The sequence below is a fragment of the Marinobacter sp. genome, assembly GCF_014859525.1.
In the GTDB taxonomy this organism is placed as follows: domain Bacteria; phylum Pseudomonadota; class Gammaproteobacteria; order Pseudomonadales; family Oleiphilaceae; genus Marinobacter.
In genome coordinates this window covers 1-25033 of sequence record NZ_JACUUB010000012.1, presented here as the reverse complement: position 1 = coordinate 25033, position 25033 = coordinate 1, and the positions used below count along the sequence as shown (strand labels likewise).

Below are 25033 nucleotides of genomic sequence, written 5' to 3'. Positions count from 1 at the left end.
TGATTCGGAGTCCTGTTTGCGCCGGCCTGCCCTGAGGCTTAACGGAACTGGCGCAGAAAGCGCAGGTCGTTTTCGAAGAACATGCGCAAGTCTTTTACGCCGTAACGGAGCATCGCCAGGCGCTCAACACCCAGACCAAACGCAAAGCCACGATATTCTTCAGCATCAATACCGCAATGTTCGAACACCTTCGGGTGCACCATGCCGCAACCCATCACTTCCAGCCATTTGATGCTGCCATCCGGCTCCCGTCCCCACTCAATATCCACTTCTGCAGAAGGTTCGGTAAACGGGAAATAGGACGGGCGGAAACGAACTTTCAGATCGCGCTCGAAAAACACTCGAAGGAACTCTTCAACCGTGCTTTTGAGGTCAGCAAAGCTGACGTTCTTTTCAACCAGCAGGCCTTCGACCTGGTGGAACATCGGTGTGTGGGTCATATCGGAATCGCAGCGATAGACCCGGCCGGGGCAGATCATTCGGAACGGCGGCTTGCCGGCTTCCATGGTGCGGATCTGCACCGGTGAGGTATGGGTGCGCAGCAGCGTGCCCGGATCAAAATAAAAGGTATCGTGCATGGCACGAGCCGGGTGATGGCCCGGAATGTTGAGGGCTTCGAAGTTATGGTAATCGTCTTCGATTTCAGGCCCCTGCTCCACGCTGTAACCCGCGCGGGCAAAAATATCTTCTATGCGTTGCAGTGTGCGGGTCACCGGATGCAAACCGCCCAGATCCTGGCCTCGGCCTGGCAACGTGACGTCGATGGACTCGCTCGCCAGCTTCGACTCAATAGCGATCTTTTCCAGGTCTGCCCGGCGGGCGTTGATGGCCTGCTCAACCTGGCCCTTGGCTTCGTTGATCTTCTGACCGGCGGCAGGACGCTCCTCCGCAGAAAGCTTACCCAGGGTTTTCGCCTGTTGGGTGATAACACCTTTCTTGCCGAGATATTCCACGCGAATGTGATCAAGTGCCTGAAGGTTGTCCGCTTGTTCTACCGCGTTCAAACCATCCTGAACCAGTTGCTCCAGGTTATCCATTGACCCTGCTCCAAACCAGAAATTGGGTAGCTTAAAACAAAAATAGGGGAAGAGCGCGCCCTTCCCCTATCAGGAGGCACCAGCATGAGAACATGTGGCACCCAGATCGATCCGTAATCGATGAAAGAGCTTAAGCGATCACAGGGATGCTTTGGCCTTCTCAACAACAGCGGCAAACGCCTGCTGCTCGTTCATGGCCAGATCAGCCAGAACCTTACGATCGATTTCAACATTCGCTTTCTTCAGACCAGCGATCAAACGGCTGTAAGACAGACCGTTAGCACGGGCACCAGCGTTGATACGGGCAATCCACAGAGCGCGGAAGGCGCGCTTGCGGTTACGACGGTCGCGGTAAGCGTACTGACCGGCTTTGATAACCGCCTGTTTGGCAACGCGGAATACACGGCTACGAGCGCCGTAGTAACCTTTGGCCTGCTTGAGAATCTTCTTGTGACGACGACGTGCTACCACGCCACGTTTTACACGAGCCATACTTTTGTCCTTTTACCTTTATACCTGAGCAAGAATGGTTGGCGGCTAAATCAGCAAGCCGTCATACGCTTGATAGATGCCACGTCAGACTTGGCGATCAGCTTGGTGCCACGCAGCTGACGCTTACGCTTTGGGCTCTTCTTGGTCAGGATATGACTGGTGAAGGACTGCTTGTGCTTGAAGCCAGTGGCGGTTTTCTTGAACCGCTTGGTAGCTCCGCTTTTGGTTTTCATCTTAGGCATTTTTTAAAACTCCGCATTCTATTTTTAAGTAAAACAATTGTGCCCCTGAACGACAAATCCCCCGCCATAGCGGGGGATCCATCACAGGATCAGGTTCACTTCTTTTTGCGGGGAGCCACAATCATGGTCATCTGCCGGCCTTCCATTTTCGGCCGCATCTCAACCGTAGCGATTTCTTCAAGATCCTTTTCGATCCGCTCCATGAGTTTCATACCGATTTCCTGGTGTGCCATCTCACGGCCACGGAACCGGATTGTAATCTTGCCGCGGTCCCCGTTTTCAAGGAAACGTACCAGGTTGCGTAGTTTTACCTGGTAATCCCCTTCTTCAGTTCCTGGACGGAACTTAAGCTCTTTGACTTGCGTCTGTTTCTGTTTCTTCTTGGCAGCGGCCTTCGCTTTTTTCTCGTCGAAGATCTTCTTGCCGTAATCCATTATCTTACAGACGATCGGATCGGAATCCGTAACCTGCACCAGATCAAGGGTGGCTTCTTCTGCCATTCGGATGGCGTCCTCGATCGATACAACCCCAACCTGATTGCCTTCGGCATCGATCAGGCGGACTTCAGTTGCGTCAATATTCTCATTGATAGGCGCTTTTGGAGTACGCCCACCCCGATTCGTTCGCTGTTTAATAATCAGATCTCCGTTTTGGTTCTGCCTTTGCGTTGAATGTCATCAGCCAACAGCTGTTCAAACGCTTCAAGCGATAGGGTCCCTAAGTCTTCACCTTTGCGGGTACGGACAGCAACCGCATTGTTCTCGACTTCTTTGTCGCCGACGACGACAAGATAGGGAACCTTGTTAAGAGTATGCTCGCGGATTTTAAAGCCGATCTTCTCGTTTCTCAAGTCAGCATTAACCCGATATCCCAAAGAATCCCATTTTTTGGCCAGATTCTGACAATAATCACGCTGATTATCGGTGATATTCAGTACCGCAATCTGTGTTGGCGCCAGCCAGGTGGGGAACGCACCTTCGTATTCTTCGATCAGTATACCGATAAACCGCTCAAAAGACCCGAGAACTGCACGATGCAGCATAACCGGCGTTTTCCGCTCGGAATTATCCGCTACATACTGGGCACCCAGGCGGCCCGGCATGGAAAAATCTACCTGGATGGTACCACACTGCCATACCCTGCCGAGACAATCCTTCAGGGAAAACTCAATTTTGGGGCCGTAGAAAGCCCCTTCGCCAGGCAGCAATTCCCAATCAACACCTTCCCGATTCAGGGCCTCTTCCAGTGCCGCCTCTGCTTTGTCCCAGACTTCATCCGATCCCACACGCTTTTCCGGACGAGTAGACAACTTGTAAAGAATCTCGGTAAAACCGAAGTCCTCATACACTTCGTGCAGCATTTTCATGAACGCTGACACTTCGTCCTGAATGGCATCTTCCTCGCAGAAAATGTGGGCGTCGTCCTGGGTAAAGCCACGCACCCGCATCAGCCCGTGCAGCGCGCCGGACGCCTCGTTACGGTGACAGGAGCCGAACTCGGCCAGGCGCAGCGGCAGGTCCTTGTAACTCTTCAATCCCTGATTGAACACCTGCACGTGGCAGGGGCAGTTCATGGGTTTGATGGCAAAGTCGTGTTTCTCCGACTCCGTGGTAAACATGCCATCCTTGAACTTGTCCCAGTGCCCGGATTTCTCCCACAAAGTACGGGATACCACCTGCGGTGTCTTGATTTCCTGGTAGCCGTGCTGATGTTGCTTGGCCCGCATGTACTGTTCAATTTCCTGATACAGAGACCAGCCATCCGGGTGCCAGAACACCATACCCGGCGCTTCTTCCTGCATGTGAAACAGGCCTAGCTTCTTACCGATTTTGCGGTGATCCCGCTTCTCGGCTTCTTCCAGGCGATTCAGGTAGGCCTTCAGCTCTTTCTTGTTACCCCAGGCGGTACCGTAGATCCGCTGTAACTGTTCGTTGTTCTGATCACCGCGCCAGAACGCACCTGCCACCTTGGTCAGCTTGAACGCTTTCAGCTTACCCGTACTGGGCACGTGGGGCCCACGGCACAGGTCGATGAAATCACCCTGACTGTAGAACGAGAGATCCTCTTCACCGGGAATATCTTCGATGATACGAACCTTGTACTCTTCGCCCATCTTTTCAAACAGTTTGACGGCATCTCCCCGAGACATAACAGAGCGGGATACCTGTAAGTCCTGCTTCGCCAGCTCTTCCATTCGCTTTTCGATGCGGGCCAGGTCTTCGTTGGTAAACGGGCGCTCATATTTGAAGTCGTAGTAGAAACCGTTTTCAATAACCGGCCCGATCGTTACCTGGGCGCCGGGGAACAGATCCTGCACCGCCATCGCCATCAGGTGGGCTGTAGAGTGGCGAATCACGTCTACGCCGTCGTCATCACGCTCTGTCACAATGGCCAGATCGACATCGTTTTCGATCAGGTGGCTGGTGTCTACCAGCTTGCCATTCACCTTCCCGGCAAGAGCGGCTTTGGCAAGACCCGCACCAATATCGGCGGCAACGTCGTGAACGGTAACGGCTTCTGCAAAACTGCGATGGCTGCCATCCGGCAAGGTAATAACGGGCATAAAACGCTCCTGGTGGTTTCTCAGCGGTGATCTATACCAAAGATCACATGGTGGCCGGCGTCTGCGATACAAACCGCGAGCCGATTCGCACGCGAGTTTACCAGAAAAAAACCCGGCAACAACGCCGGGTTTTCCGAGATCAACAGGCTGGCTGTGACTGCGCCTCCTCTCTGGCCTTACGCTTGAGCTGGCCAAAGGCGACCATCGCCAGCAAAAGCAAAGCCGGAATAAACATCAGTTCGCGTGGCGGGCGCTCCAGCGTCGCCTGAACGGCCTCTATATTCCAGCCAAACTCAATACCGGCATCTGCTGCAGGGCTGCCAAAGTCAACAAAGCCAACCGAGAGCTCATCCCCAATATCAGAGACATCGAGCCCAACCGCCGACATCCGCTCCTGAGCTGAACTACCCTCCGGCAACTCGAACTGAACGTAGGTGGTGATATCGCGGCCATCAAAACCCATACCCGAGACCCTGAACACCACCGCCTCGTCTACGGGAGCGGTTTCAACATACTCCATGATTTCAGCACCGTGCCTTTCTTCATAGGGGGGGTAGATCATGTCCCACCAGAATCCGGGCCGGAACAGGGTAAAGGTGATCAACACCAACAAAAGACTTTCCCACTTGTAGCTCCTGGTAAACCAGTAGCCCTGGGTAGCCGCAGAGAAAACCAGCATCGCCGTGACCGCACTGGCAACAGTGATCAACAGGTCAACCCACCCGGTCAACCCAATCAACAGCAACTGAGTGTTGAAGATAAACATGAACGGCAAAATCGCCGTGCGGATGTCATAAGCAAAGCCCTGGATACCGGTACGAATCGGATCAGCCCCCGAAATAGCCGCAGCCGCGTATGCGGCCAAACCAACGGGCGGTGTATCGTCTGCGAGAATCCCGAAATAAAACACAAACAGGTGTACCGCGATCAATGGCACCAAGAGACCATTCTGCGCGCCCAGGGTGACGATCACCGGTGCCATCAAGGTCGACACCACGATGTAGTTGGCGGTAGTGGGCAAACCCATACCAAGAATCAGGCTGATCACGGCGGTAAAAATCAGCATCAACAGCAAATTGCCGCCAGAGAGAAATTCGACAAACTCGGTCATCACCAGACCGATACCGGTCAAGGTCACGGTGCCCACCACAATACCCGCGGTTGCGGTTGCCACACCGATACCCACCATGTTCCGGGCACCGGTGGCCAGAGAGTGCGCAAGATCGACAAAGCCGCCGGCAAACTCCTGGAGCACTCCTCTGTGTTTGCGGAAGAACGCTTTTAGAGGGCGCTGGGTAAGCACAATAAAGATCATGAACAAGGTCGCCCAGAAGGCAGACAGCTGCGGCGAGAACCGCTCTACCGTGAGGCACCAGACCAACACCACCACCGGCAGCAAGTAGTAAAGCCCGGTCTTAACCGTAGGGCCAACCTCCGGCAATTCGCCCATAGCGGCGCCCGGCTCATCTTCGACCAGCTCAGGAAATCGGGTAGCGTAGCCCACAAGCCCCACATAAACCGCAATTAACAAGGGGCCAAGCACCCAGGGCGCAGCCTCTCCCATCGCCGATTTGGTCCAGCCTATTCCGTAGTAAACAAAAAGGGTCAGTGCGATCAGGCCGATCAACAATACGACCCAGTTCAGCATGCGCTGGGCCAGCGTGGGGCGATTGAGCCTTACCACACCTTCCATCTTCAGCTTGCAGGCTTCGAGGTGGACAATGTACATCAATGCCACGTAAGAAATCATCGCGGGCAAAATAGCGTGTTTGATGACATCAAGGTATGGAATGCCCACATACTCAACCATCAGGAAGGCAGCCGCCCCCATAATCGGTGGCGTGAGCTGACCGTTGGTCGAGGCGGCCACTTCAACGGCACCAGCCTTGGTGGCGGGAAACCCGACACGCTTCATCAACGGGATGGTAAAGGTGCCTGTCGTAACGACGTTGGCAATGGACGAGCCTGAGATCACACCACTGAGGCCGCTGGACACCACAGCCGCCTTGGCCGGACCACCCCGCATATGCCCCAGCAGAGCGTAGGCAACTTTGATGAAGTAATTACCAGCCCCCGCCCGCTCCAAAAGCGCGCCAAAGAGCACAAAAAGAAAGACGAAACTGGTGGAAACCCCCAACGCAACGCCAAACACGCCTTCTGTGCCCAGCCACTGGTGCGAGGCCAACTTATTCAAACTGACGCCTTTGTGGGCAATCACATCCGGCATGTGAGGACCGCCCAGAGAGTACGCAATGAATACGACGGCCACAATGGCCAAAGGAAGACCCAGCGCTCGGCGTGTGGCCTCCAGCAGCAACATCAGGCCAACCATAGAAATCCAGAGATCTGCCGTGGTCGGAGCCCCCGGGCGTGTTGAAAGCTCTCTATAAAAAACGTAAAGATAAGAGGCGGAGAATGCGGCCGCTAACGCCAGCAGCCAGTCATAAAACGGCACTTTGTTGACGTGCACACCTTTAATCATCGGGAAGGCGGAAAACGCCAGAAAGACCGCGAAGGCAAGGTGGATGGAGCGTGCCTCAGTGGAATTAAACAGGCCAAAATTAAAAATAAACGGTAACGGCGATGCAATCCAGAGCTGAAATAATGACCAACAAAGCGGAATAACAAAGAGGATGACAGATGCGGGTCCGGTGAGCGCCCTGCCTCCGATTTCTGTCTGTAAAATCTGATTAACCTTGGCGGCATCAGCACCCGCCCCGGTACCGGGGTCGTTCTTTGCCATAGAATTTACCTGTGGTGGGAAAGAGCCAGACTGGAGTCAACAAAGCGGGCCGGACGCCCGCTCTGTTGTGTGCTCACCGGATCAGTTGATCAAGCCAGCCTCACGATAGTACTTCGCAGCGCCCGGGTGCAGAGGCGCACTCAAAGCATCGGAGACCATCTCTTCTTTGTTCAGGTTGCCAAACGCCGGGTGCAAGCGCTTGAAGCTGTCGAAGTTCTCGAACACGGCCTTAACCACCGCATAAACAACATCATCCGGCACATCGGTCGATGACACAAAGGTTGCCGCCACACCGAATGTTGTAACATCCTGATCGGAACCACGGTACATTCCACCAGGGATCACCGCTTTCCGATAATAAGGATTGTCGTCAATCAGCTTTTTGGTCGCCGCGTTTTCAACATTTACCAAGACGCTGTCACAGGATGTAGTGGCCTCTTTGATAGCACCAGAGGGATGGCCAACCGTGTAGAAGAACGCGTCAATATTGCCGTCACACAAGGCCTGAGACTGCTCCGCTGCCCGGATCTCCGCAGCCATACCAAACTTGTCCATACTCCAACCCATCTCATCCATCAGCACCTCGGCGGTTGCCCGCTGACCAGAGCCCGGATTACCAACGGATACCCGTTTACCTTCCAGATCTTCAAACGTTTTGATTCCGGAGTTTTTACCCGCAACAACGGTGAACGGCTCTGGATGCAGAGAGAAGACCGCTCTCAGCTTTTCGTTCTTGCCGGCATCTTCAAACTGACTGGTACCGTTGTATGCATGGAACTGCCAGTCCGACTGGGCAACCGCCAGGTCCAGCTCACCCGCCCGGATGGAGTTAAGGTTGTAGACCGAGCCACCGGTACTTTCAACCGAACAGCGAATGCCATGGTCCTTACGATCCATATTGACCAAGCGACAGATCGCGCCACCCGCAGGATAATAAACGCCGGTGACGCCTCCGGTTCCAATCGTCACGAACCGCTGTTCCTGAGCCGATACAGCCGTGGATGCAGTGCCAAGGCTCACGGCAGCGGCCACCGCAAAAACGGACGCTCTGAGTTTCAGTGTCATGTGTGCTCTTCCTTCTTTTTTTGGTCGTTATAATTGATTATTCGCCCAGCAGTGCGGGCAAACATCCAAGCAGTGTTAAAACATAGACCACTATGGGCCAGAAATAAAGAAAGCATTAGCTCGCTAACCGTCTGACCTGACAACAAAAAAGCCCGCTTTCGCGGGCTTTTTTGCCGAACCGGACGGTTACTTCACAGCCCGTGCTTTGGCCAACATCTTGTCAGGGCGCAACAAGAACCGCGCCAGTGCCGGCAGCAGCCAGATTGCTCCCACCATGTTCCAAAGGAACATGAAGAACAGCAGGAAGCCCATGTCTGCCTGGAACTTAATCGGCGAGAAGATCCAGGTCACCACACCAAGACCCAGCGTTATGCCAGTAAAGATAACCGCCTTACCGGTAGAACGCAGCGTCTCATAATAGGCATCCTGCAGTGTTTTGCCTTCAAGCAGAAACTTCTCCAGCTTGCTGTAAATATAGATGCCGTAGTCCACACCGATACCCACACCCAGCGCGATGACCGGAAGGGTCGCCACTTTGATGCCAATACCGGATACCGCCATGATGGCCTCACACAAAATCGACGTCAGGCCCAGCGGGATAACGATACAGGCAACCGCACGAATAGAGCGGAAGGTCAGGAAGCACAGCAAGCTGACCACGCTGTAGACCAGGATCAGCATGAGATCCTTGGCACCGGCAATCACCTCATTTGTGGCCGCCTCGATACCTGCATTACCCGCTGCAAGCAGGAAGGTATGCTCATCGTTGCTGTAGGTGCTGGAGAACTCCTCAACCCGCTCAACGACCGTTTCCAGGGTTTCTGCCTTGTGATCCTCAAGGAATACCAGCACCGGGGTCAGGTCACACGTTGTGTTGATCAGGCCAGCCGGAGCCTCACGGATAGACGCGTTGATGATGGTCTGGTTGCGGGAGATTTCGTACCACTTCCAGCTGCCTTCGTTCAGCGCCTTGGTCACCATTTTCGATACATCGGCCAGTGACGCAGAGCTCTGGACACCCGGGGTGTTCTGCAACTCCCACTGCAGCTGATCCATCGCCCGCAGAACATTGTACTGGGTACATTGCTCTTCTTGCGTCTTCACCATCACCACCAGAACATCGGCACTGGTTGAGTAATTATTGATGATATAGGAATTGTCCAGATTGTAGCGGGAATCTGCACGCAGTTCCGGAGCACCTTCATCGAGATCGCCGACTTTCAGATCCTGCTTGTAATACAGGCCCAGACCCAGACCAATCACTGCAATGAGCAAAGAAATCGGTGCCACACCCGGATGCGAGAAGTAGGACATCACACGCCACTTGCGATCCTGCTTCTCACCGTGGTTCTGCACGTGCTTGACGCCACCCCTGGAGATACCAATGTACGACATGAGCAAAACGTGCAACACGAGGTTCGTAATGATAACGAAGGCGACACCCAGACCGGCGGCAATCGCCAGATCGCGGATTACGTCGATTTCGATAAACACCAGCGTCAGAAAGCCAAAGGCGTCTGAGATCAAGGCCAGCATGCCCGGAATGTAAAGCGCCCGGAACGCCAGTCTTGCGGAGGTAACAGCATCAAAGCCTTTGGCAGCTTCAACCGCCATGGCGTTGACTATCTGTACGCCATGACTGATACCAATGGCAAACACCAGGAACGGCACCAGCACCGAGTATGGATCAAGCCCGTACCCCAGCAGACGGAGCGTACCGAGTTGCAAAAACACCGCAACAATGGAGGTAAAAACGGGAACCAAGGTGCCGGCGATGCAGCGGGAATACCAGAACAGCAGCAAAGTGGTCATCAGGATCGTAATGCCCGCAAACCAGGCAATGGATGCGATACCCTCGATCAGATCACCGACTTTCTTGGCAAACCCAACAATGTGAATGCTGACGTCGGGATTCTGTGCCTGGTACTTGTCACGGATTTTCTCTTCCAACTGGCGCGAAAACTCACCGTAATCCAGCGCTTCTCCAGTTTCCGGATTTTTCTCATACAAAGGTGCATACACGATGGTCGAGCGGAAGTTATCCGAAATCAGACGCCCGACTTCAGGCGACCGCAAAACGTTCTGGCGTAACTCCTCCAGGCTTTCGCGGGAACCGTCATAGCCATCCGGAATAACCGTGCCGCCCTGAAAGCCTTGCTCAGTCACTTCTACCCAGCGAACGTTGGAGGTCCAGAGCGACTTCAGACCTGACCGGTCAACGCCGTTAAGGTAGAACACTTCATCCGTGATCTGCTGAAGCGTTTCCATGTAGTCCGCGGTAAAGATATCGCCATCTTCAACCGCTACCGCAATCCGGACAAAGTTACCCAGATTGTCCAGATCATCCCGGTGTTCCAGCATGTTGACGATGTAAGGATGTTCGAGCGGGATCATCCGTTCAAAACTGGCATCCGGCTGAATCTTGATGGCGTTGTAGCCAAGGAACAGCGTCAGAATAAGAAAACCAACCAGGATCAGAACCCGGTTATTGAATATCAGCCGTTCAAGGAACGGCTCCGCCTTTGGCGTTGTAAGGTAATGTTCACCCCTGTCGTGCTTCGGGTTAGACATTAAAAAGCCCCTCTATCCATTAGTCTGTTGATGCCACACCCGGGCGTTAGTTCGGATTCCGGCCACGAGCGTCGGTGTGTTTTACGCCACTCTCGCCGACCAGAAGAAGATTGGTCTCAGCAAGCGGAACTACTGCCATCACACCTTCGCGGTCGTTCCGGAAGTGCACCCGGAAGCTCTCACCACCATCGGTACTCATCAACACAGCGCCACCGTTTCCTACCAGGGTGATCCTGCCATCATCAGCCACGGCACCATTGTTTAACGTTGCCCCGCCTTCGTTAGGCACAACTGTCCAACTGCGGCCAAGGTCGGTGGAACGGAATGCATTACCTCTCAAGCCAAAGGTGATCACCTCATTCACTTGACCGGTGCCAATAACGCCAAACAACGAGCCTGTGTAAGGGCTTTCACGAAGAGTCCAGGTATCACCACCGTCCACAGAAACATGAATCTTGCCCGCTTCACCCACGGCCACCAATCCACCACCGGTCACCTGAGTAATACTGTTGATGTGGAAGCTTTGGGGATTATCCAGCTTTGGCGCCCAGTCTTGCCAGCTCTCGCCACCATCATGAGTTCTCAGGATCATGCCGTAGGCGCCAACCACAAATCCGTGACTGTCGTCTTCAAACCAGACATCAAGAAATGGATTGACCGGCCCCACATCCAGATCAGCCTGCATGTTTTCGAGCGTGAACTGAAGGTCGTCCAGAGCCCATTCGAGATCGGCCTTTTCATCATCCGGCGCCTGCTCGATCTGCTCTTCCAGATCGGCAATCTGCTCTTCCTTGCTTTGCATGGCCAGCTCAGATGCCTGAACGCCGTCCAGCTGCAAGGCCCAGTTTTCGCCACCATCAGAGGAGTGCAGCACCACACCGCTGTGACCAACGGCCCAGCCGTGCTGCTCAGTCCCGAAATCCACAGCGTTCAGCGTTAGTGAGACCGGCACTGCACCCTGGACCCAGGTTTTCCCCTCGTCGTCCGAGAAGATAATGTGGCCACGCTCACCAACAGCCACAATCCGCTCACCGGCCCGCGTTGCGTCATTGAGCAACGATTCGGGGGCCAACAGTGTCGGCCGCGCTGGAATTTCAAGAATATCTGGCAGCGCAAATGCCACCGGCGCTGCCAGCGCCATGGAGAGCCCCACGCCGGCAGCCCCCAGTGTCTCGCACATGAACCTATTAGCCATTCAAATTGCCTTTCCGTTGATTGTATCTTGTTACGCTTCACCCCTGGCCCGGCAGCAACACAAACAAACCGGCAGCCTTAAGGCCGCCGGTGTCCGTGAAAATGCTGCCACTGCGCCAAAACCGGACTGAGCACTGACACCTCAGCGCACACTCCGCCGACGCAGTGCGGCCGGTGAGAAATAACGTGTATTGGGCACATCATCCGTGAATACACGGGTACCAGATTCTTCCGTGTCCAACCCCAGTACGTGGTAACGGCGAGCCTGGAGGTCATGATATACATCAAGGACTGTCCAGACGCCCGGTAATTCATAATAATTTTTTGGAATACCCATGGTTACTCGCCACAATTCGCCCCGGCCGTCATACTGATCAAGCAGCACAGTGTTCCAGCTGTCGGCATCGACATAGAAGCGACGTTTTCCGTAGATGTGGCGCTGACCCCGCTTGAGGTTGGCCTCAACCACATGAACCCGGTGCAATTCCCAGCGAGTCAGGTCCGGATTCAGGTGAGAAACCCCCAGAATGTCGGAATAAGGCGTGCCCTTTTCACCAATCCGGTAGTTGTTGTAGGGAATGTAGATTTCTTTGATGCCCTCGTAATTCCAATTGTAACGATCCATGGCCCCGTTGAAGATATCGGTATCATCGGCGGTGCGCAGGTTATCGGCCGCGGCAATCGGAGAGTCGTAACCCAGATTGGGTGCCCGGCGAACACGGCGCTGGCCAGCATTGTAACCCCAGCCATTACGCGGGTTGATGATCTGATTCAGGGTTTCGTGTACGAGAATCGCGCCACCCGCCAGGCGAGGTGGGGACTGGGTGAATGAGAGGTAGTAGAAGATAATGTTATCAAGATCGCTCTCATCGCCTTCTGGGCTGTAAAAGTTGAAGAAGGCTTCTTGCTGGGAGGTCACCAGACTATAATCACCGTTGGTCTGCACCGCCACTTCACTGGAGCGACGAGTAATGGAGACACCGCGCCAACGGGTGAGGTGGTTCCAGATAACCTGCCAGGCTTTTTCTTCATCCGTGCCATGCAGTATCGGGAACGGGTAACCCCCATACGCACCGTTCAAACCCTCGGCTTGCCCCACAATCTCAGCATTAACAGCATTCTTGCGGGTATTCTCCGCCACCCAGTCCGGCACCGCGTGCGTTCGGCGCGATTGATAAACAGGAATGCGGAACGTCGTCGGATAATTCTCGAGCATGGCCTTTACGCCATCGGTCAGATACTCACTGTACTGGTCCATATTGGTGGCAGTAATCGTGAACAGAACCTGATCATCCGGAAAAGGATTAATGTGATGTTGACCACTGCCCTGATAGCCCGCCGGCGCTTCTGTCAACCCGCCATCCCAGGCTGGAATGGTGCCCGCCTCGTTGCCTGCTTTCACGGAGCCAAAAGGAGTGAGATCCTGACCAAGGCGGCTGGCCTCGGCAGCCGATACTGCAGCCTGAACAGGAGCTGTCGCAAACGAAAGCGCAAGCAACCCGCCGAAAAATGCGTTTTTGTTGTTTCTCATTGTGCAACCTTAGAGCCGTCTGGAAGCCCTTTTGGGCTTTATTGTTATGGTCTGATTCAATCGCAGACTTTTATTCAGATTAGCCGATTGGGCAATATTGTCTATCGACCGAAAGTGCGATTTTGTATCCGGCGGTGACGACGGCGTTACAATCACCGCTGAATACAGGCCCGACGTCAGTCTGCCAGGCTTTTGTGAACGACTTCGTAGACGTCCCTGGAAAGCTCGTCTTTATCACGAATACGCTCAAGGGCGGCTTTCATTTGCTCACGATGATGCGGTGCAAATTTTTTCCAGCGGGTCAGCGGAGACACCAAACGTGCAGCGATCTGAGGGTTACTGTCATCCAGCCGGCATACCTGCTCTGCCAGGAACTGATAGCCGGTGCCATCCGGGCTGTGGAAGGCTGACAGATTTTGACCGGCAAACGCCCCCACTACAGAGCGCACCTTGTTAGGGTTTTTCCAGTCAAACGCCGGGTGCTGCAGTAGCTGCTGAATTTGAGGCAATTGCCCTGCCCGATCACTGGAAGCCTGCACGGAGAACCACAACTCCACTACCTGAGGATCATCACTGAAGCGCTGATAGAACGCGGTCAGCGCCTGATTACGCTGAGTTTCAAACCGGGAGTTCACCATGGCTCGCAAGGCGCCGAGACGATCGGTCATATTATCGGCGTTCTCAACCTGCTCGCTGGCCAACGCCAATGCCTGCTCGTCATCAATATGCAGCAGCCAGGCAAGCGCGATGTTACGCAAGCTTCGGCGGGCAATGGCCTCCGGGGATAACCGGTAATCGCCGTGATCCAGATTGCGCTGGTAGCACGTCAGGAGCTCGTCACGTAGCGCGTGCGCGAGGTGTTTCAACACACGCTCACGGGCCGCATGGATGGCGGGCACATCTGCCTGTTCAGACAGTTCCACCAGATAGGCCTCTGATGGTAACAGCAGCATCTTGGCCACCAGGGCCTGGTCCAGAGATACATTATTCAAGAGTTGGCGGTAAGCATCCACCAGCCGAGGCTCAATGGGCGCATCGTCTGGCGCACCAAGCAGGGACTGAATCACATCCACCGCCAGCCGCTGACCGGCATCCCAGCGGTTGAAACCGTCAGGATCGTGGCTCATCAGAAAAAGAAGCTGCTCACGGGTCCAGGAATACTGCACGCGGACCGGCGCCGAAAAATCCCGAAGCAAAGAGGGCACCGGGCGCTCAGACAGGCCGTGGAACTCTACGCAGTGCTCAGATTCCGTAAGCTCGAGCACCCGATCCTGCGGACCGTTCTGTTCTTCTGCGCTCAGATTAAGCGGCAAAGGCTCACCAGCACGGTTCAGCAGGCCCATCGCAAAGGGAATGTGCTGCGGTTTTTTATGGGTCTGACCCGGCGTATCGGGAATCGATTGCTTGATCGTGAGCCGGTAAATGCCATCGCTTTCGTCATAGTCGTCTACCACGGTCACAATCGGCGTACCCGCCTGCTCATACCACAGCCGGAACTGGTTCAGATCGCGACCGGAAGCGTCTTCCATCGCGCGAACAAAATCGTCGGTGGTCACGGCCTGACCATCATGGCGCTCGAAGTAAAGATCACTGCCCTTGCGGAACATCTCTGAGCCCAACAAGTTGTGGAGCATACGCACCACTTCTGCACCTTTTTCATAGATGGTGAGGGTGTAGAAGTTGGTAATTTCCATATACGAGGCCGGGCGAATCGGATGCGCCATAGGACCGGCATCTTCAGCAAACTGGGCGGTGCGCAGCAAGGTCACGTCTTCAATACGCTTGACCGTGGGCGACCCCATATCCGCTGAAAACTGCGAATCCCGGAACACGGTAAAGCCTTCCTTCAGGCTCAACTGAAACCAGTCCCGGCACGTCACCCGGTTGCCTGACCAATTATGAAAATACTCATGGGCGACGATGGCTTCAATACGCTGAAATGCCGCATCCGTCGCGGTGTCCTGGCTGGCCAGCACACACGAGGAGTTAAAGATGTTCAGGCCCTTGTTTTCCATGGCACCCATGTTGAAATCATCTACCGCTACGATCATGAAGATATCCAGATCGTACTCCCGGCCGTACACTTCCTCGTCCCAGCGCATGGAGCGCTTGAGCGCGTCCATGGCGTAATCGCATTTTTCCGAGTTACGGGGCTCCACGTACATGCGGAGATCGATGTTCCGGCCCGAGCAAGTGGTGAAGGTGTCTTTCTTCTCCAGCAAATCTCCCGCCACCAGGGCGAACAAATAGGCCGGCTTGGGGAACGGGTCTTCCCAGGTAACAAAGTGCCGACCATCATCCAGGTCGCCCTGCTCAACGGGATTACCGTTAGACAACAATATTGGGTAGGCACTCTTGTCTGCTTCAACGCGGGTGCGGAACCGGGCCATTACATCGGGGCGATCGGGGTAGTAGGTGATGCAGCGGAAGCCTTCGGCTTCACACTGGGTACAGAACATACCAGATGACTTGTACAAGCCTTCAAGGCGGGTGTTTTTCTGGGGCTCTATCCAGGTCACTACCGCCAGCTCAAACTTGGCAGGCACCCCGGGGACCACTAGCTTGTCGCCCTCATTCTGATAGCGACTTGCCGGCAGAGCTTCACCATCAAGCGTCAGGGACTCCAGCGTCAAGCTGTCGCCATTCAACTCCAGCGGCGCACCGACGCTGGCCTCAGGATTACGGCGCAGAGCCAACTTGCTGTGCACACGGGCACCGTCCTCGAACAATTCAAAACGCAGGTCCACCTGATCCACAAAGTACGCAGGTGCCTGATAGTCGCTGAGGTAGATGGTTTGGGGCTGATTGGTACGCATTCACACTCTCCAAAAAAGGTGTCCTGACCCGACACACAGGGCGCGAGCCAGAAGAAAAACGTGTGGGCTCAGTCAAGAACCCGGAACCGGACTTCGTAACCGGTGAATTTTCGGATATTGATGACGCCGGTATCCAGCATCAGATACTGGCCCTTGATCCCCTCAAGCAGCCCTTCCACTTCCGGTGTTTTGTCCAGGTTGTGGGTTTTCACTTTCGACGGCCACACATCCACCGGGTAACCCAGACTTAATGAGGCTTCATCCACCACGTTGATGCTGTCGTCACCGTGGTGCTGTTTCAGAGTCGCCAGATCGCCTTCAATCAACGTCAATATGCGCCGCCGCTCCTCCAACAGGTCCAGCTCCGGCACGTCACCCTTGAGCATGGCTCGCCAGTTGGTGCGATCTGCCACATGTTGTTTGCAAGCCACTTCCACCAAACCCGACAGGTACCGGCTGGAGACACGAAGCATGGGAATGGCATCCACTGCACCCTGATCAATCCAGCGAGTGGGCACCTGGGAGCTCCGGGTAATGCCCACCTTCAGGCCGCTGGAATTAGCCAGGTAGACCACGTGCTCCACCATGCAATTGCGCTCACCCCATTCCGGCTCCCGACAAGTGCCCAGGTGGAAATGGCACTTCTCCGGGCTCATGATACAGCTGTCACAGGCCGCAAGCTTCCGAAAACAGGGATAGCAGAAGCCCTGGCTGAAGCTCTTTTTGGTGGTCCGGTCACAATGAATACAGCGAATGATGCCGTCATAATCCAGACGGACCTTACGACCGATCAACTCGTTCAGGGGAACCTCAGTATCGCCGACCTTAAGCGCATAGGACACTGGGCTTCCCGCCTTAGCCGGCATTTTTCTCAGCCTGCCGGTAACATCGATGGGCACACTCAAACCTTGACCTCAACAAACTGATCCGGGTCTACGTCTTTTTTCCGCGTGCTGAACTGTACTGAGGGATCGCAGGCTGTGCCTGCTTTCTCACCACGATCCAGATAACCAACCCGCTGCTCTTCCGGAATGTTGTGCTTGTTCTCGTAGTATATGACCGCTTCAAGGCTGATCGCGCGCTGCTCCCGAGACATCGCGCGGCCGTCTGGCCACTTACCCAATTCGATGGACTGTTTGAGATTGCGGTACACCATCGGATCCAACCGCTCGATCAATTCGTCGTAGGTCATAACGCCTCCTGAAAAATGATTCATAAAAAGCTCGGCAAATCCGTTTGACAGACGCAAATGATAACAATTATCATTAAAACACCAAATGACGGAACGTCGTGACATTTGGTCTCTCATCAGGAGCTATAAGCTCTTTTTCAGCCCCGCCAGTGTGCGGGGCTTTTTTCGTCCAGCTACCTTGCTCTGCGCCGCAGCGGCATGATGACGGCCAAAGCCAGGCCAGAGATAAAACCGCCAAGATGGGCTTCGTTCGCCATGCGCCCCACGCCTATCATTTCAGGGATGGGTGTAAAGCCGATAACCATCCACACCAGTGCGAAGGTCACCAGGGCAGGCGGGAACTGGAATCGCGGCCAGCGCCTCTGGCTGATCCAGCAGTAACCCAATATCCCGTAGACGACGCCAGACAAGCCGCCAAACAATGGCCCCGACACCAGATACTGCAGACCGTTTGAACCCAGGCTCGTTACCAAAAACAGAGCCAGAAGACGGCCCTTGCCGTCAATCCATTCGATTTGACTCCCCAAAAACCACAAGATCACAGAATTGAAAATGATGTGGGTCCAGCTAAAGTGCAAAAAATCCGGGGTAATCAGTCGCCAGATCTGGCCACTGGCCAGCGTTGCTGACAGCGCATCCAGCCGCCCATTCAAGGAACTGAACACATCCCAGGGAAATGCTCGCGGATCCACAATCATCATTGCGGCGGCTACGGAGTTCTGCCCCATCGAGGTGAGCCATACCATCACCAGAGCAATCGCGATGATCGCAACCACAAAGGGTGCATGCCGTGGTGTCGGTTGCCAGCGTCCGCTCGGCGTAACCGGAGAAGATGTTTGTTGATCCAAGTGCACCTCGTTGATTCTTACCGCGCGACACTGTCTTCGCTGGTGGGGTAATCCGACTGCTCTGGCCGATCTACATCTACCCAGACAAATTTATCCCGGGATAGTGCCTTCTCGTCGTCTAACCGATACGCCACCAACTTGCCATATTTTACGGCGCTGTAGTCGATACAGGCCACGTTCGGCTTTAACGGAGCGGGCTCACCTTCCATCCAGTAGTGCCCGACAAAGACCGGTGGTGCATCCTGTGAATAGGTAATCAGCTGCTTGAGTTCGTGATCCTGAAGCTCCATGCGCGCCACCTCTGGCGGTAACGGGTCCGGTTGAAAGACAACATCGGCGTAAGTGGCCGGATTGTCGGCCCAGAATTTGGTACGGAAAAACTCCCGCACGTAGCCATCGCGGCCTGTGATTTTAACACCCTCAGGCAACCGAAGGTCGGTACCCCGGAGCAGTGTATCCATCACCTGGCCAGCAAAGGACTCGATCGCCGCCGACGCGTGCAGGAAGTCCTCGTCAATACAGGCGCCCCCCTGGCTCTGCCGGAATTTATCGATCAACTCCTGGTCCCAGCAGGCGTGTACTGCCCGAAAGTGGTCTTCTTCAATGAACAAAGGAATGGTGTAAAACCACTCCAGGAACTCATTCCACTCATAGGGGTACGCATCAAACTGCTCAAGCGTTTCCTTGATCAGTCGGTCGTGACGGGCATTATGCTCACGCAGGAACTGCTTGCCACTGCCAGGCCGGGCACGAGTGCAGTAACCGAGTGCGTTGTATTCATGATTACCCATGACGATTTGGGCAGCGCCGTGCTCAACCATATCTCGGACCAGATGCAGCGATTCACGGATTCGCGGGCCACGGTCGATGATATCGCCAATAAAGATGGCCTGCCGCCGGGGATGCTGGTAGATGCCGTTCCGTTTGCGATAGCCCATCTGTTCAAGCAGTCGCTCCAGGGTATGGGCGCAACCGTGAATGTCACCGATGATGTCGTAGCCGCGGCTCGCGGCTGTCGTGTTACCCACCATAATCAACTCGCTGCTATTTCGCTTGCCCACCCCAGCTTGTCACGGCAGGTGGCATAGAAATTGTGATCGGTCGGGTGGATCAGACGGACCTTGAAGGGCTTCTTGGTGATGCGGATGATGTCGCCCGGCGCACAAGCGATGTTCATCTGGCCATCAAAACTGATCTGCGGATAGGTCTCGTTGGTCTCCCCGATCACCAGTTTGATCTCGCTCTTGCCATCCACCACGATCGGACGACTGCTCAGAGTGTGAGGGAACATGGGCACCAGCACGATGGCATCCAGCTTTGGGTGCATGATGGGGCCACCGGCGGAGAGCGAATAAGCCGTGGACCCGGTCGGCGTCGATACAATCAGGCCATCAGAGCGTTGACTGTAAACAAAGTGACCATCCACATACAGATCAAAACCGATCATCCGGGTCGATTTACCGGGGTGCAGAACTACGTCGTTCAAGGCGGAGCCAAAGCCCAGAGGCTGGCCATTGCGCTCGACGTGGCCGTCGAGCAGGAAGCGGGATTCCTCAATGTACTCACCCGCCAGCACCTGGCCAAGGCGCTCTTCCAGATCCGAGGGCGAAATATCGGTGAGGAAGCCGAGCCGACCACGGTTTACGCCAAGAATGGGGATTTTGGATTTAGCCAGTTCCCGGGCCGCGCCCAGCAGACTGCCATCACCCCCCACCACGATGACCAGATCGCAAATTTCGCCAAGGAGCTTTTTGCTGGCCACCTGCAACCCGTGGCCCGGTATCATGGTGGCGGTCTCTTCTTCGATGATGACCTGATAGTTATTGGCGGTGAGGTATTTCTTCAACTGCCGCAACGATTCGACCACCTTGACGCTACCCATGCGCCCGATAATGCCGATGTTCCTGAACTGGTCCATGAAGTATCCCGTGGTGTCTGAATAAGCCAGGAAAGGCCCGCGCCAACCCTGATACGTGAGAAACAGAACCACAGTTTAACGAATCTCTGGCAGATACTGAAAAAAGATCCGCGTCAGGTTTTGTGTTGATCGCAGCGATCATCCACTCCGGACTCAAATTCTGCCGGCTGGGTGACCCGCATGATCGGCTCGGCGCACGCCGCCCCGTCATCATCACGGTGACCGCACACCGGGTGCTCGTAATGCGCCAGCCATTCTTTATAGGCAGGCTCATTCATGCCACAACGCTCAGCGGCATAGGCCAGAGGGTTATTGAAGTAGGTTTCGATATCGGCGTAAGGCAGGGTGATATGGCCGACACCCGCGTGATAGGCCACCAAAAAGACCACTTGACTGCGCAATTGCTCAAGCAACGAGTCCTCGGGCAGTTCTCGATGCCTAAGCTCATGATTCTCCTGCTCAAGTTTTACGATTTTTTCGTCTCGCAGCTCCAGCTCCCGCTGTTTACGCTCAAGCTGCTCTCGCAACAGCACGGTTTCGGCATCGGTGTTGGTTTCATGACGCTGGCGGGCATCGCCTTCGGCCATTTTTTCCTGCATCGACAGGTACTGCTCATTGCGTTGTGACAGACGTGTTTTGAGTTGCTCGTTGCTCAGCCTTACTCTCTCATAACGCTGCTCAAGAGCGGTCATATCACTGCGCAGCGCTTGTATTTCCAGGCGATGCTCCCGCTGGAGATCGGCCAGGGAATCACGATGCACGCTTTGCAATGTCTTGATTCGAAGCCGCTGCTCCCGAAGCAGTTGCGCCAGGCGCGCGCGGTCACGGCTGTCGTCGTCGGCAGACGGATCAGGACTGGACGCAGTCAAAACCGGGATATTTTCTTCTTCAGGTTCAGCTTTCTGAAAATGCAGGGTATTGGCAATCACTGCCTTGCGGATTGTCTGGAAATGGTTGCTGCCCGGTGTCATGTCGGGATCCCAGAGTTCTTCAGCAAACGATGGATCGGGGCATTGACTGCGGCACACCAACCGGATCGGACCGCCACCCATGTCAGGGCCTTTGGCACCTTTTTCGGCCAGCGCTTCGATGGGAACGTTCCAATTGCTGTCGGCCCGCCCCTCTTCGTCAAACCAGATCCGGAAGAACACCAGCTCACGGACGTTAAGATCCGGGCTCAGGTTAACCAGAATTGCCCGCACTTCGGTCTCTGCGAGATCCGACAGGCCCACATAGCCATCCAGAAACGCGCCAAATTCTGACAAACGCATCTGGCGGGCAACCTGACTGCCCTCCGTAAAGAAAACCGCCGAGTAACCCTCAGCTGCCGGGCCGGCATTAACCATCCACCATCTCCATGCTCCGGAAAGATCCTGTAAAGGGACGACTGGGCCGGGCGAAAGGTTCCGTTTTCCGCCCACCCATTGTTCCTTTAGTCTAGCCGGAGCTTAACCGAAGCACAGCGAAATACTGCAACGTTTTGTGATCAGATCTGCGCAGCCAGGCGACTGCCCTGATCAATGGCCCGCTTTGCATCCAGCTCTGCAGCCACATCAGCACCACCGATCAAGTGTACCGGCACACCTGCAGATTCGAGACCCGCCTGCAGCTCCCGCAGTGGCTCCTGGCCAGCACACACAATGATGGTATCTACCGGCAACAGCTTGTCTTCACCATGCTCTGCGCCCTTCGGAGTAACGGTAATATGCAGGCCCGCATCGTCAATCTTGCGATAGCTAACACCCGGAACCATCTGAACCTGACGATGCTTCAGGGAGGTACGGTGAATCCAGCCGGTTGTTTTCCCCAGATCTTTACCGACCTTAGACGACTTACGCTGCAGCAGATAAACCTCGCGGGCCGGCTCTGGAACTTCCGGAGTCATACCCTGAATACCGCCACGGTGCTGTACCGTAAGGTCAACACCCCACTCTTTCATGAAGTGCTCTGTATTCAAGGCGGGAGACTCGCCCTTGTGCACGATGAATTCAGAAACATCAAAGCCAATACCACCTGCACCGATCACCGCAACCCTTTGACCTACCGGCTTACGGCCTAACAACGCATCGAGGTAACCGATGACTTTCGGATGATCGATTCCTTCAATATCCGGCATGCGCGGCTCAACACCGGTTGCCAGAATCACGTCATCAAATCCTCCGGCCTTCAGATCGTCGGCAGAGACACGAGTGTTCAGGCGAACATCCACACCGTGCTTATCGAGCATCACCCGGAAATAGCGCAGGGTTTCGTAAAACTCTTCCTTGCCAGGAATCCGTTTAGCCACGTTGAACTGGCCGCCAATCTCGCTGCCGGCATCAAACAGCGTGACCTTGTGACCACGCTCAGCCGCAACAGACGCAAACGCAAGGCCAGCAGGACCGGCACCAACCACGGCGATGGATTTGGGTGTCGCCGTTTGCACGTAGGCCAGCTCGGTTTCATTACAGGCCCGGGGATTCACCAGGCAGCTGGTCAGCTTGCCACTGAATGCATGGTCCAGGCACGCCTGGTTACAGCCAATGCAGGTGTTGATTTCATCAGCCCGATCTTCTTCAGCCTTGAGCATCAGATCGGCGTCCGCCAGGAAAGGCCGCGCCATAGACACCATATCGGCATCGCCATCAGCCAGAATCTTCTCAGCCACGTCTGGCATGTTGATGCGGTTAGTGGTCACCAGCGGAATACTCACCTCGCCTTTCAGCCTTGCGGTCACCTTGGTAAAGGCACCACGGGGGACCGAGGTGGCGATCGTTGGAACGCGGGCTTCATGCCAACCGATACCGGTATTGATAATGGTGGCGCCGGCCTTCTCGATTTCCTTGGCCAGCTGCACAACCTCTTCCCAATTGCTACCCTCTTCGATCAAGTCGAGCATGGACAATCGATAGATAATGATGAAGTGCTCTCCCACCCGTTCACGTACTCGGCGAACGACTTCAACAGCTAACCGTATACGGTTCTCGTAGCTGCCGCCCCACTGATCGGTACGATGATTGGTGTGCTTAACGATGAACTGATTGATGAAGTAACCTTCAGAACCCATGATCTCAACACCGTCATAGCCGGCCCGCTGGGCCAACGCAGAACAGGTAACGTAATCATCAATCTGCTTCTGAATACCCGCTTCGTCCAACTCTTTGGGCTTGAACGGGTTGATGGGCGCCTGGATGGCAGACGGAGCAACCAATTCCGGGGAATAGGCGTACCGGCCCGTATGCAGGATCTGCATACAGATTTTACCGCCGGCTTCATGCACAGCCTGGGTGATCACTTTGTGCTTATCGGACTCTTCCTCAGTCGTCAATTTAGCCGCATGCTGGAACGGGCTGCCTTCACTGTTGGGCCCGATCCCACCGGTCACAATAAGGCCAACACCACCACGGGCACGTTCCGCATAAAACGCAGCCAGCCGTTCGAAGCCGTTCTTCACTTCTTCAAGGCCGGTATGCATGGAACCCATCAGGGCGCGGTTACGCAGGGTGGTAAAGCCCAGATCCAGAGGCTCGAGCAGGTGCGGATACTTGTTGACGCCAGCAGTTGCAGTCATCGGTAATCTCCTCATCGTATTGTCAGGCCGGGTAACTCAAGGCTCCCGTTGTTATAGCGCTACACTACCCAGCATCTCCCGAGCCAACAATATCCAAAGGCAACATTTTATTATCTTAAAACAACAGCCATAATAGGCCCATGACACTCACAACCCAACCCAAAAAGAACGCGCTCGGCGATATCAGCCTGCTTTACGCCTCAGTACTCCTGCGCGCCACAGCGGCAGAAGGTGGCGATGCCGAACACCTGAAAGCACAGTTCCACCTCAGTGACTCGGGATTGGCATCACCAGACGCCAGGATCAGCATCCCCAGATTTATGCGCCTCGGCCACGCTGCAATCACGACCACTGGCAACGCAGCCCTGGGCCTTCGAATGGGGGCACTGACTCGCCCGGTAGATGCCGGAATCGCGGGGCTGGCCGCGGAAGCGGCCCCCTCTGTCGGGCAGGCGCTCGCCACACTGATCCGCTATTCGCTGTTAACCAGCCAGAACTCCCGGGGCGAACCCACACTGAACGCAGAGCAGCGCACGGCCCGGTTCTATTCAATTCAGCCCTACAACCGATACAACTACTTTGTGGTGGATTCGATCCTGGCGGCGTGGACTCAACTGGCGCGACACCTGACCGGGCGCTACGACGTGCTTGAGCAAGTCTGTATTGAGTATTCGTCGATCGGACTGGATGACGTGTTCGAGAGCTGGTTTCGGTGCCCCGTTGAATTTGGAGCCACCGAGAACTCGATACGGCTCAAACCCAGCGCTTGGCTGCAAACGCCTTTTCAGGCCCATAAGGGAATGCATGAGAAACTGACCAGCTGGTGTGATCACGAGCTCACGCAAATTCGCAAAGGCTGGAGCGTTGCCGATCGGGCCAGATACCTGATCACACCGCTACTAAGGGGCGAAACACCCACATTGGAGGCACTGGCGACGCGACTGGGCACAACCCCCTGGACACTGCAACGGCAACTTGCCAGTGAAGGCACGGGGTTCCGGCACTTGCTGGATGACACCCGAAAACAACTGGCTCAGGACTATTTGCAAGAGACCAACAGCTCGTTATCTGAAATTGCATGGCTGCTGGGATTTGCCAATCCACCGGCGTTTCACAAAGCGTATCAGCGCTGGTATGGCCTGAGCCCTGGAGAGCACCGAAAGACAAAAAACAGAGAGTAGAGCGATAGCAGAGGAACTACAAAGGGGGAGAAAAATGGCGGAGCGGACGGGACTCGAACCCGCGACCCCCGGCGTGACAGGCCGGTATTC

The 25033-nt window shown here is 55.0% G+C and carries 19 protein-coding genes; 1 reads left to right on the top strand and 18 read right to left on the bottom strand.

Going from position 1 to position 25033, the window contains the following annotated elements; all coding sequences use genetic code 11:
* Positions 1-38: 38 nt before the first annotated feature.
* From pheS to IBX51_RS04845, 18 genes are all read right to left on the bottom strand, one after another.
* Positions 39-1037 carry a phenylalanine--tRNA ligase subunit alpha gene (pheS, locus tag IBX51_RS04930; RefSeq protein WP_291829267.1) on the bottom strand — a complete coding sequence of 333 codons (999 nt, stop codon included), beginning with the start codon at positions 1035-1037 and terminating at the stop codon, positions 39-41.
* Positions 1038-1175: 138 nt separating this feature from the next.
* Positions 1176-1529, bottom strand: a complete 354-nt coding sequence (rplT, locus tag IBX51_RS04925; RefSeq protein ID WP_022989373.1) for a 50S ribosomal protein L20 — start codon at positions 1527-1529, stop codon at positions 1176-1178.
* Positions 1530-1579: 50 nt separating this feature from the next.
* Entirely contained in the window at positions 1580-1771 is a 192-nt protein-coding gene (gene rpmI, locus IBX51_RS04920) for a 50S ribosomal protein L35 (RefSeq protein WP_007151842.1), read from the bottom strand.
* 95 nt (positions 1772-1866) lie between these two features.
* Positions 1867-2412: a translation initiation factor IF-3 gene (infC, locus tag IBX51_RS04915; protein ID WP_291829310.1), complete on the bottom strand. Its 546-nt coding sequence runs from the start codon at positions 2410-2412 to the stop codon at positions 1867-1869.
* Positions 2409-4334, bottom strand: coding sequence for a threonine--tRNA ligase (thrS, locus tag IBX51_RS04910; protein WP_291829261.1), 1926 nt, complete (start codon positions 4332-4334; stop codon positions 2409-2411). The genes infC and thrS overlap by 4 nt, the downstream gene beginning before the upstream one ends.
* Positions 4335-4473: 139 nt before the next feature.
* Positions 4474-7077 (bottom strand): TRAP transporter permease, encoded by a 2604-nt coding sequence (locus tag IBX51_RS04905; protein ID WP_291829259.1) that lies wholly within the window; start codon positions 7075-7077, stop codon positions 4474-4476.
* Positions 7078-7158: 81 nt separating this feature from the next.
* Positions 7159-8142 (bottom strand): TAXI family TRAP transporter solute-binding subunit, encoded by a 984-nt coding sequence (locus IBX51_RS04900; RefSeq protein WP_291829257.1) that lies wholly within the window; start codon positions 8140-8142, stop codon positions 7159-7161.
* Between the two features lie 186 nt (positions 8143-8328).
* Entirely contained in the window at positions 8329-10713 is a 2385-nt protein-coding gene (locus tag IBX51_RS04895) for an efflux RND transporter permease subunit (protein WP_291829254.1), read from the bottom strand.
* A 46-nt stretch (positions 10714-10759) separates the two neighbouring features.
* The gene (locus IBX51_RS04890) at positions 10760-11908 is read right to left on the bottom strand and encodes a YCF48-related protein (protein ID WP_291829252.1); all 1149 of its coding nucleotides are present in this window, start codon (positions 11906-11908) and stop codon (positions 10760-10762) included.
* 141 nt (positions 11909-12049) lie between these two features.
* Entirely contained in the window at positions 12050-13438 is a 1389-nt protein-coding gene (locus tag IBX51_RS04885; protein WP_291829250.1) for a DUF1329 domain-containing protein, read from the bottom strand.
* A 176-nt stretch (positions 13439-13614) separates the two neighbouring features.
* The gene (pepN, locus tag IBX51_RS04880) at positions 13615-16254 is read right to left on the bottom strand and encodes an aminopeptidase N (protein ID WP_291829249.1); all 2640 of its coding nucleotides are present in this window, start codon (positions 16252-16254) and stop codon (positions 13615-13617) included.
* Positions 16255-16322: 68 nt separating this feature from the next.
* The gene (locus IBX51_RS04875; RefSeq protein WP_291829247.1) at positions 16323-17159 is read right to left on the bottom strand and encodes a DUF2797 domain-containing protein; all 837 of its coding nucleotides are present in this window, start codon (positions 17157-17159) and stop codon (positions 16323-16325) included.
* On the bottom strand, positions 17156-17446 hold the full coding sequence (locus IBX51_RS04870; protein WP_291829246.1) for a DUF1315 family protein: 291 nt from the start codon (positions 17444-17446) through the stop codon (positions 17156-17158). Before IBX51_RS04870 ends, IBX51_RS04875 begins: the two co-directional genes overlap by 4 nt.
* 173 nt (positions 17447-17619) lie before the next feature.
* Entirely contained in the window at positions 17620-18294 is a 675-nt protein-coding gene (locus tag IBX51_RS04865) for a rhomboid family intramembrane serine protease (RefSeq protein ID WP_367166340.1), read from the bottom strand.
* Positions 18295-18311: 17 nt separating this feature from the next.
* Positions 18312-19325, bottom strand: coding sequence for a metallophosphoesterase (locus IBX51_RS04860; protein WP_291829243.1), 1014 nt, complete (start codon positions 19323-19325; stop codon positions 18312-18314).
* A 2-nt stretch (positions 19326-19327) separates the two neighbouring features.
* Entirely contained in the window at positions 19328-20212 is an 885-nt protein-coding gene (locus IBX51_RS04855; protein ID WP_291829240.1) for an NAD(+) kinase, read from the bottom strand.
* A gap of 113 nt (positions 20213-20325) precedes the next feature.
* Positions 20326-21558 (bottom strand): DNA repair protein, encoded by a 1233-nt coding sequence (locus tag IBX51_RS04850; RefSeq protein WP_291829238.1) that lies wholly within the window; start codon positions 21556-21558, stop codon positions 20326-20328.
* A gap of 140 nt (positions 21559-21698) precedes the next feature.
* On the bottom strand, positions 21699-23762 hold the full coding sequence (locus IBX51_RS04845) for an NADPH-dependent 2,4-dienoyl-CoA reductase (RefSeq protein ID WP_291829236.1): 2064 nt from the start codon (positions 23760-23762) through the stop codon (positions 21699-21701).
* Positions 23763-23902: 140 nt separating this feature from the next.
* Between IBX51_RS04845 and IBX51_RS04840 the strand changes: the two genes are divergently transcribed.
* Complete coding sequence (locus tag IBX51_RS04840; RefSeq protein ID WP_291829234.1) at positions 23903-24943, top strand: AraC family transcriptional regulator; 1041 nt, start codon at positions 23903-23905, stop codon at positions 24941-24943.
* The last annotated feature ends 90 nt before the right edge of the window (positions 24944-25033 follow it).

Excerpts from the sequence above, each read along its gene's own strand:
- pheS (WP_291829267.1), bottom strand. The coding sequence starts at position 1,037 with ATGGATAACCTGGAGCAACTGGTTCAGGATGGTTTGAACGCGGTAGAA.
- rplT (WP_022989373.1), bottom strand. The coding sequence starts at position 1,529 with ATGGCTCGTGTAAAACGTGGCGTGGTAGCACGTCGTCGTCACAAGAAG.
- rpmI (WP_007151842.1), bottom strand. The coding sequence starts at position 1,771 with ATGCCTAAGATGAAAACCAAAAGCGGAGCTACCAAGCGGTTCAAGAAA.
- thrS (WP_291829261.1), bottom strand. The coding sequence starts at position 4,334 with ATGCCCGTTATTACCTTGCCGGATGGCAGCCATCGCAGTTTTGCAGAA.
- IBX51_RS04905 (WP_291829259.1), bottom strand. The coding sequence starts at position 7,077 with ATGGCAAAGAACGACCCCGGTACCGGGGCGGGTGCTGATGCCGCCAAG.
- IBX51_RS04900 (WP_291829257.1), bottom strand. The coding sequence starts at position 8,142 with ATGACACTGAAACTCAGAGCGTCCGTTTTTGCGGTGGCCGCTGCCGTG.
- IBX51_RS04895 (WP_291829254.1), bottom strand. The coding sequence starts at position 10,713 with ATGTCTAACCCGAAGCACGACAGGGGTGAACATTACCTTACAACGCCA.
- IBX51_RS04890 (WP_291829252.1), bottom strand. The coding sequence starts at position 11,908 with ATGGCTAATAGGTTCATGTGCGAGACACTGGGGGCTGCCGGCGTGGGG.
- IBX51_RS04885 (WP_291829250.1), bottom strand. The coding sequence starts at position 13,438 with ATGAGAAACAACAAAAACGCATTTTTCGGCGGGTTGCTTGCGCTTTCG.
- pepN (WP_291829249.1), bottom strand. The coding sequence starts at position 16,254 with ATGCGTACCAATCAGCCCCAAACCATCTACCTCAGCGACTATCAGGCA.
- IBX51_RS04870 (WP_291829246.1), bottom strand. The coding sequence starts at position 17,446 with ATGACCTACGACGAATTGATCGAGCGGTTGGATCCGATGGTGTACCGC.
- IBX51_RS04860 (WP_291829243.1), bottom strand. The coding sequence starts at position 19,325 with ATGGTGGGTAACACGACAGCCGCGAGCCGCGGCTACGACATCATCGGT.
- IBX51_RS04855 (WP_291829240.1), bottom strand. The coding sequence starts at position 20,212 with ATGGACCAGTTCAGGAACATCGGCATTATCGGGCGCATGGGTAGCGTC.
- IBX51_RS04850 (WP_291829238.1), bottom strand. The coding sequence starts at position 21,558 with ATGGTTAATGCCGGCCCGGCAGCTGAGGGTTACTCGGCGGTTTTCTTT.
- IBX51_RS04845 (WP_291829236.1), bottom strand. The coding sequence starts at position 23,762 with ATGACTGCAACTGCTGGCGTCAACAAGTATCCGCACCTGCTCGAGCCT.
- IBX51_RS04840 (WP_291829234.1), top strand. The coding sequence starts at position 23,903 with ATGACACTCACAACCCAACCCAAAAAGAACGCGCTCGGCGATATCAGC.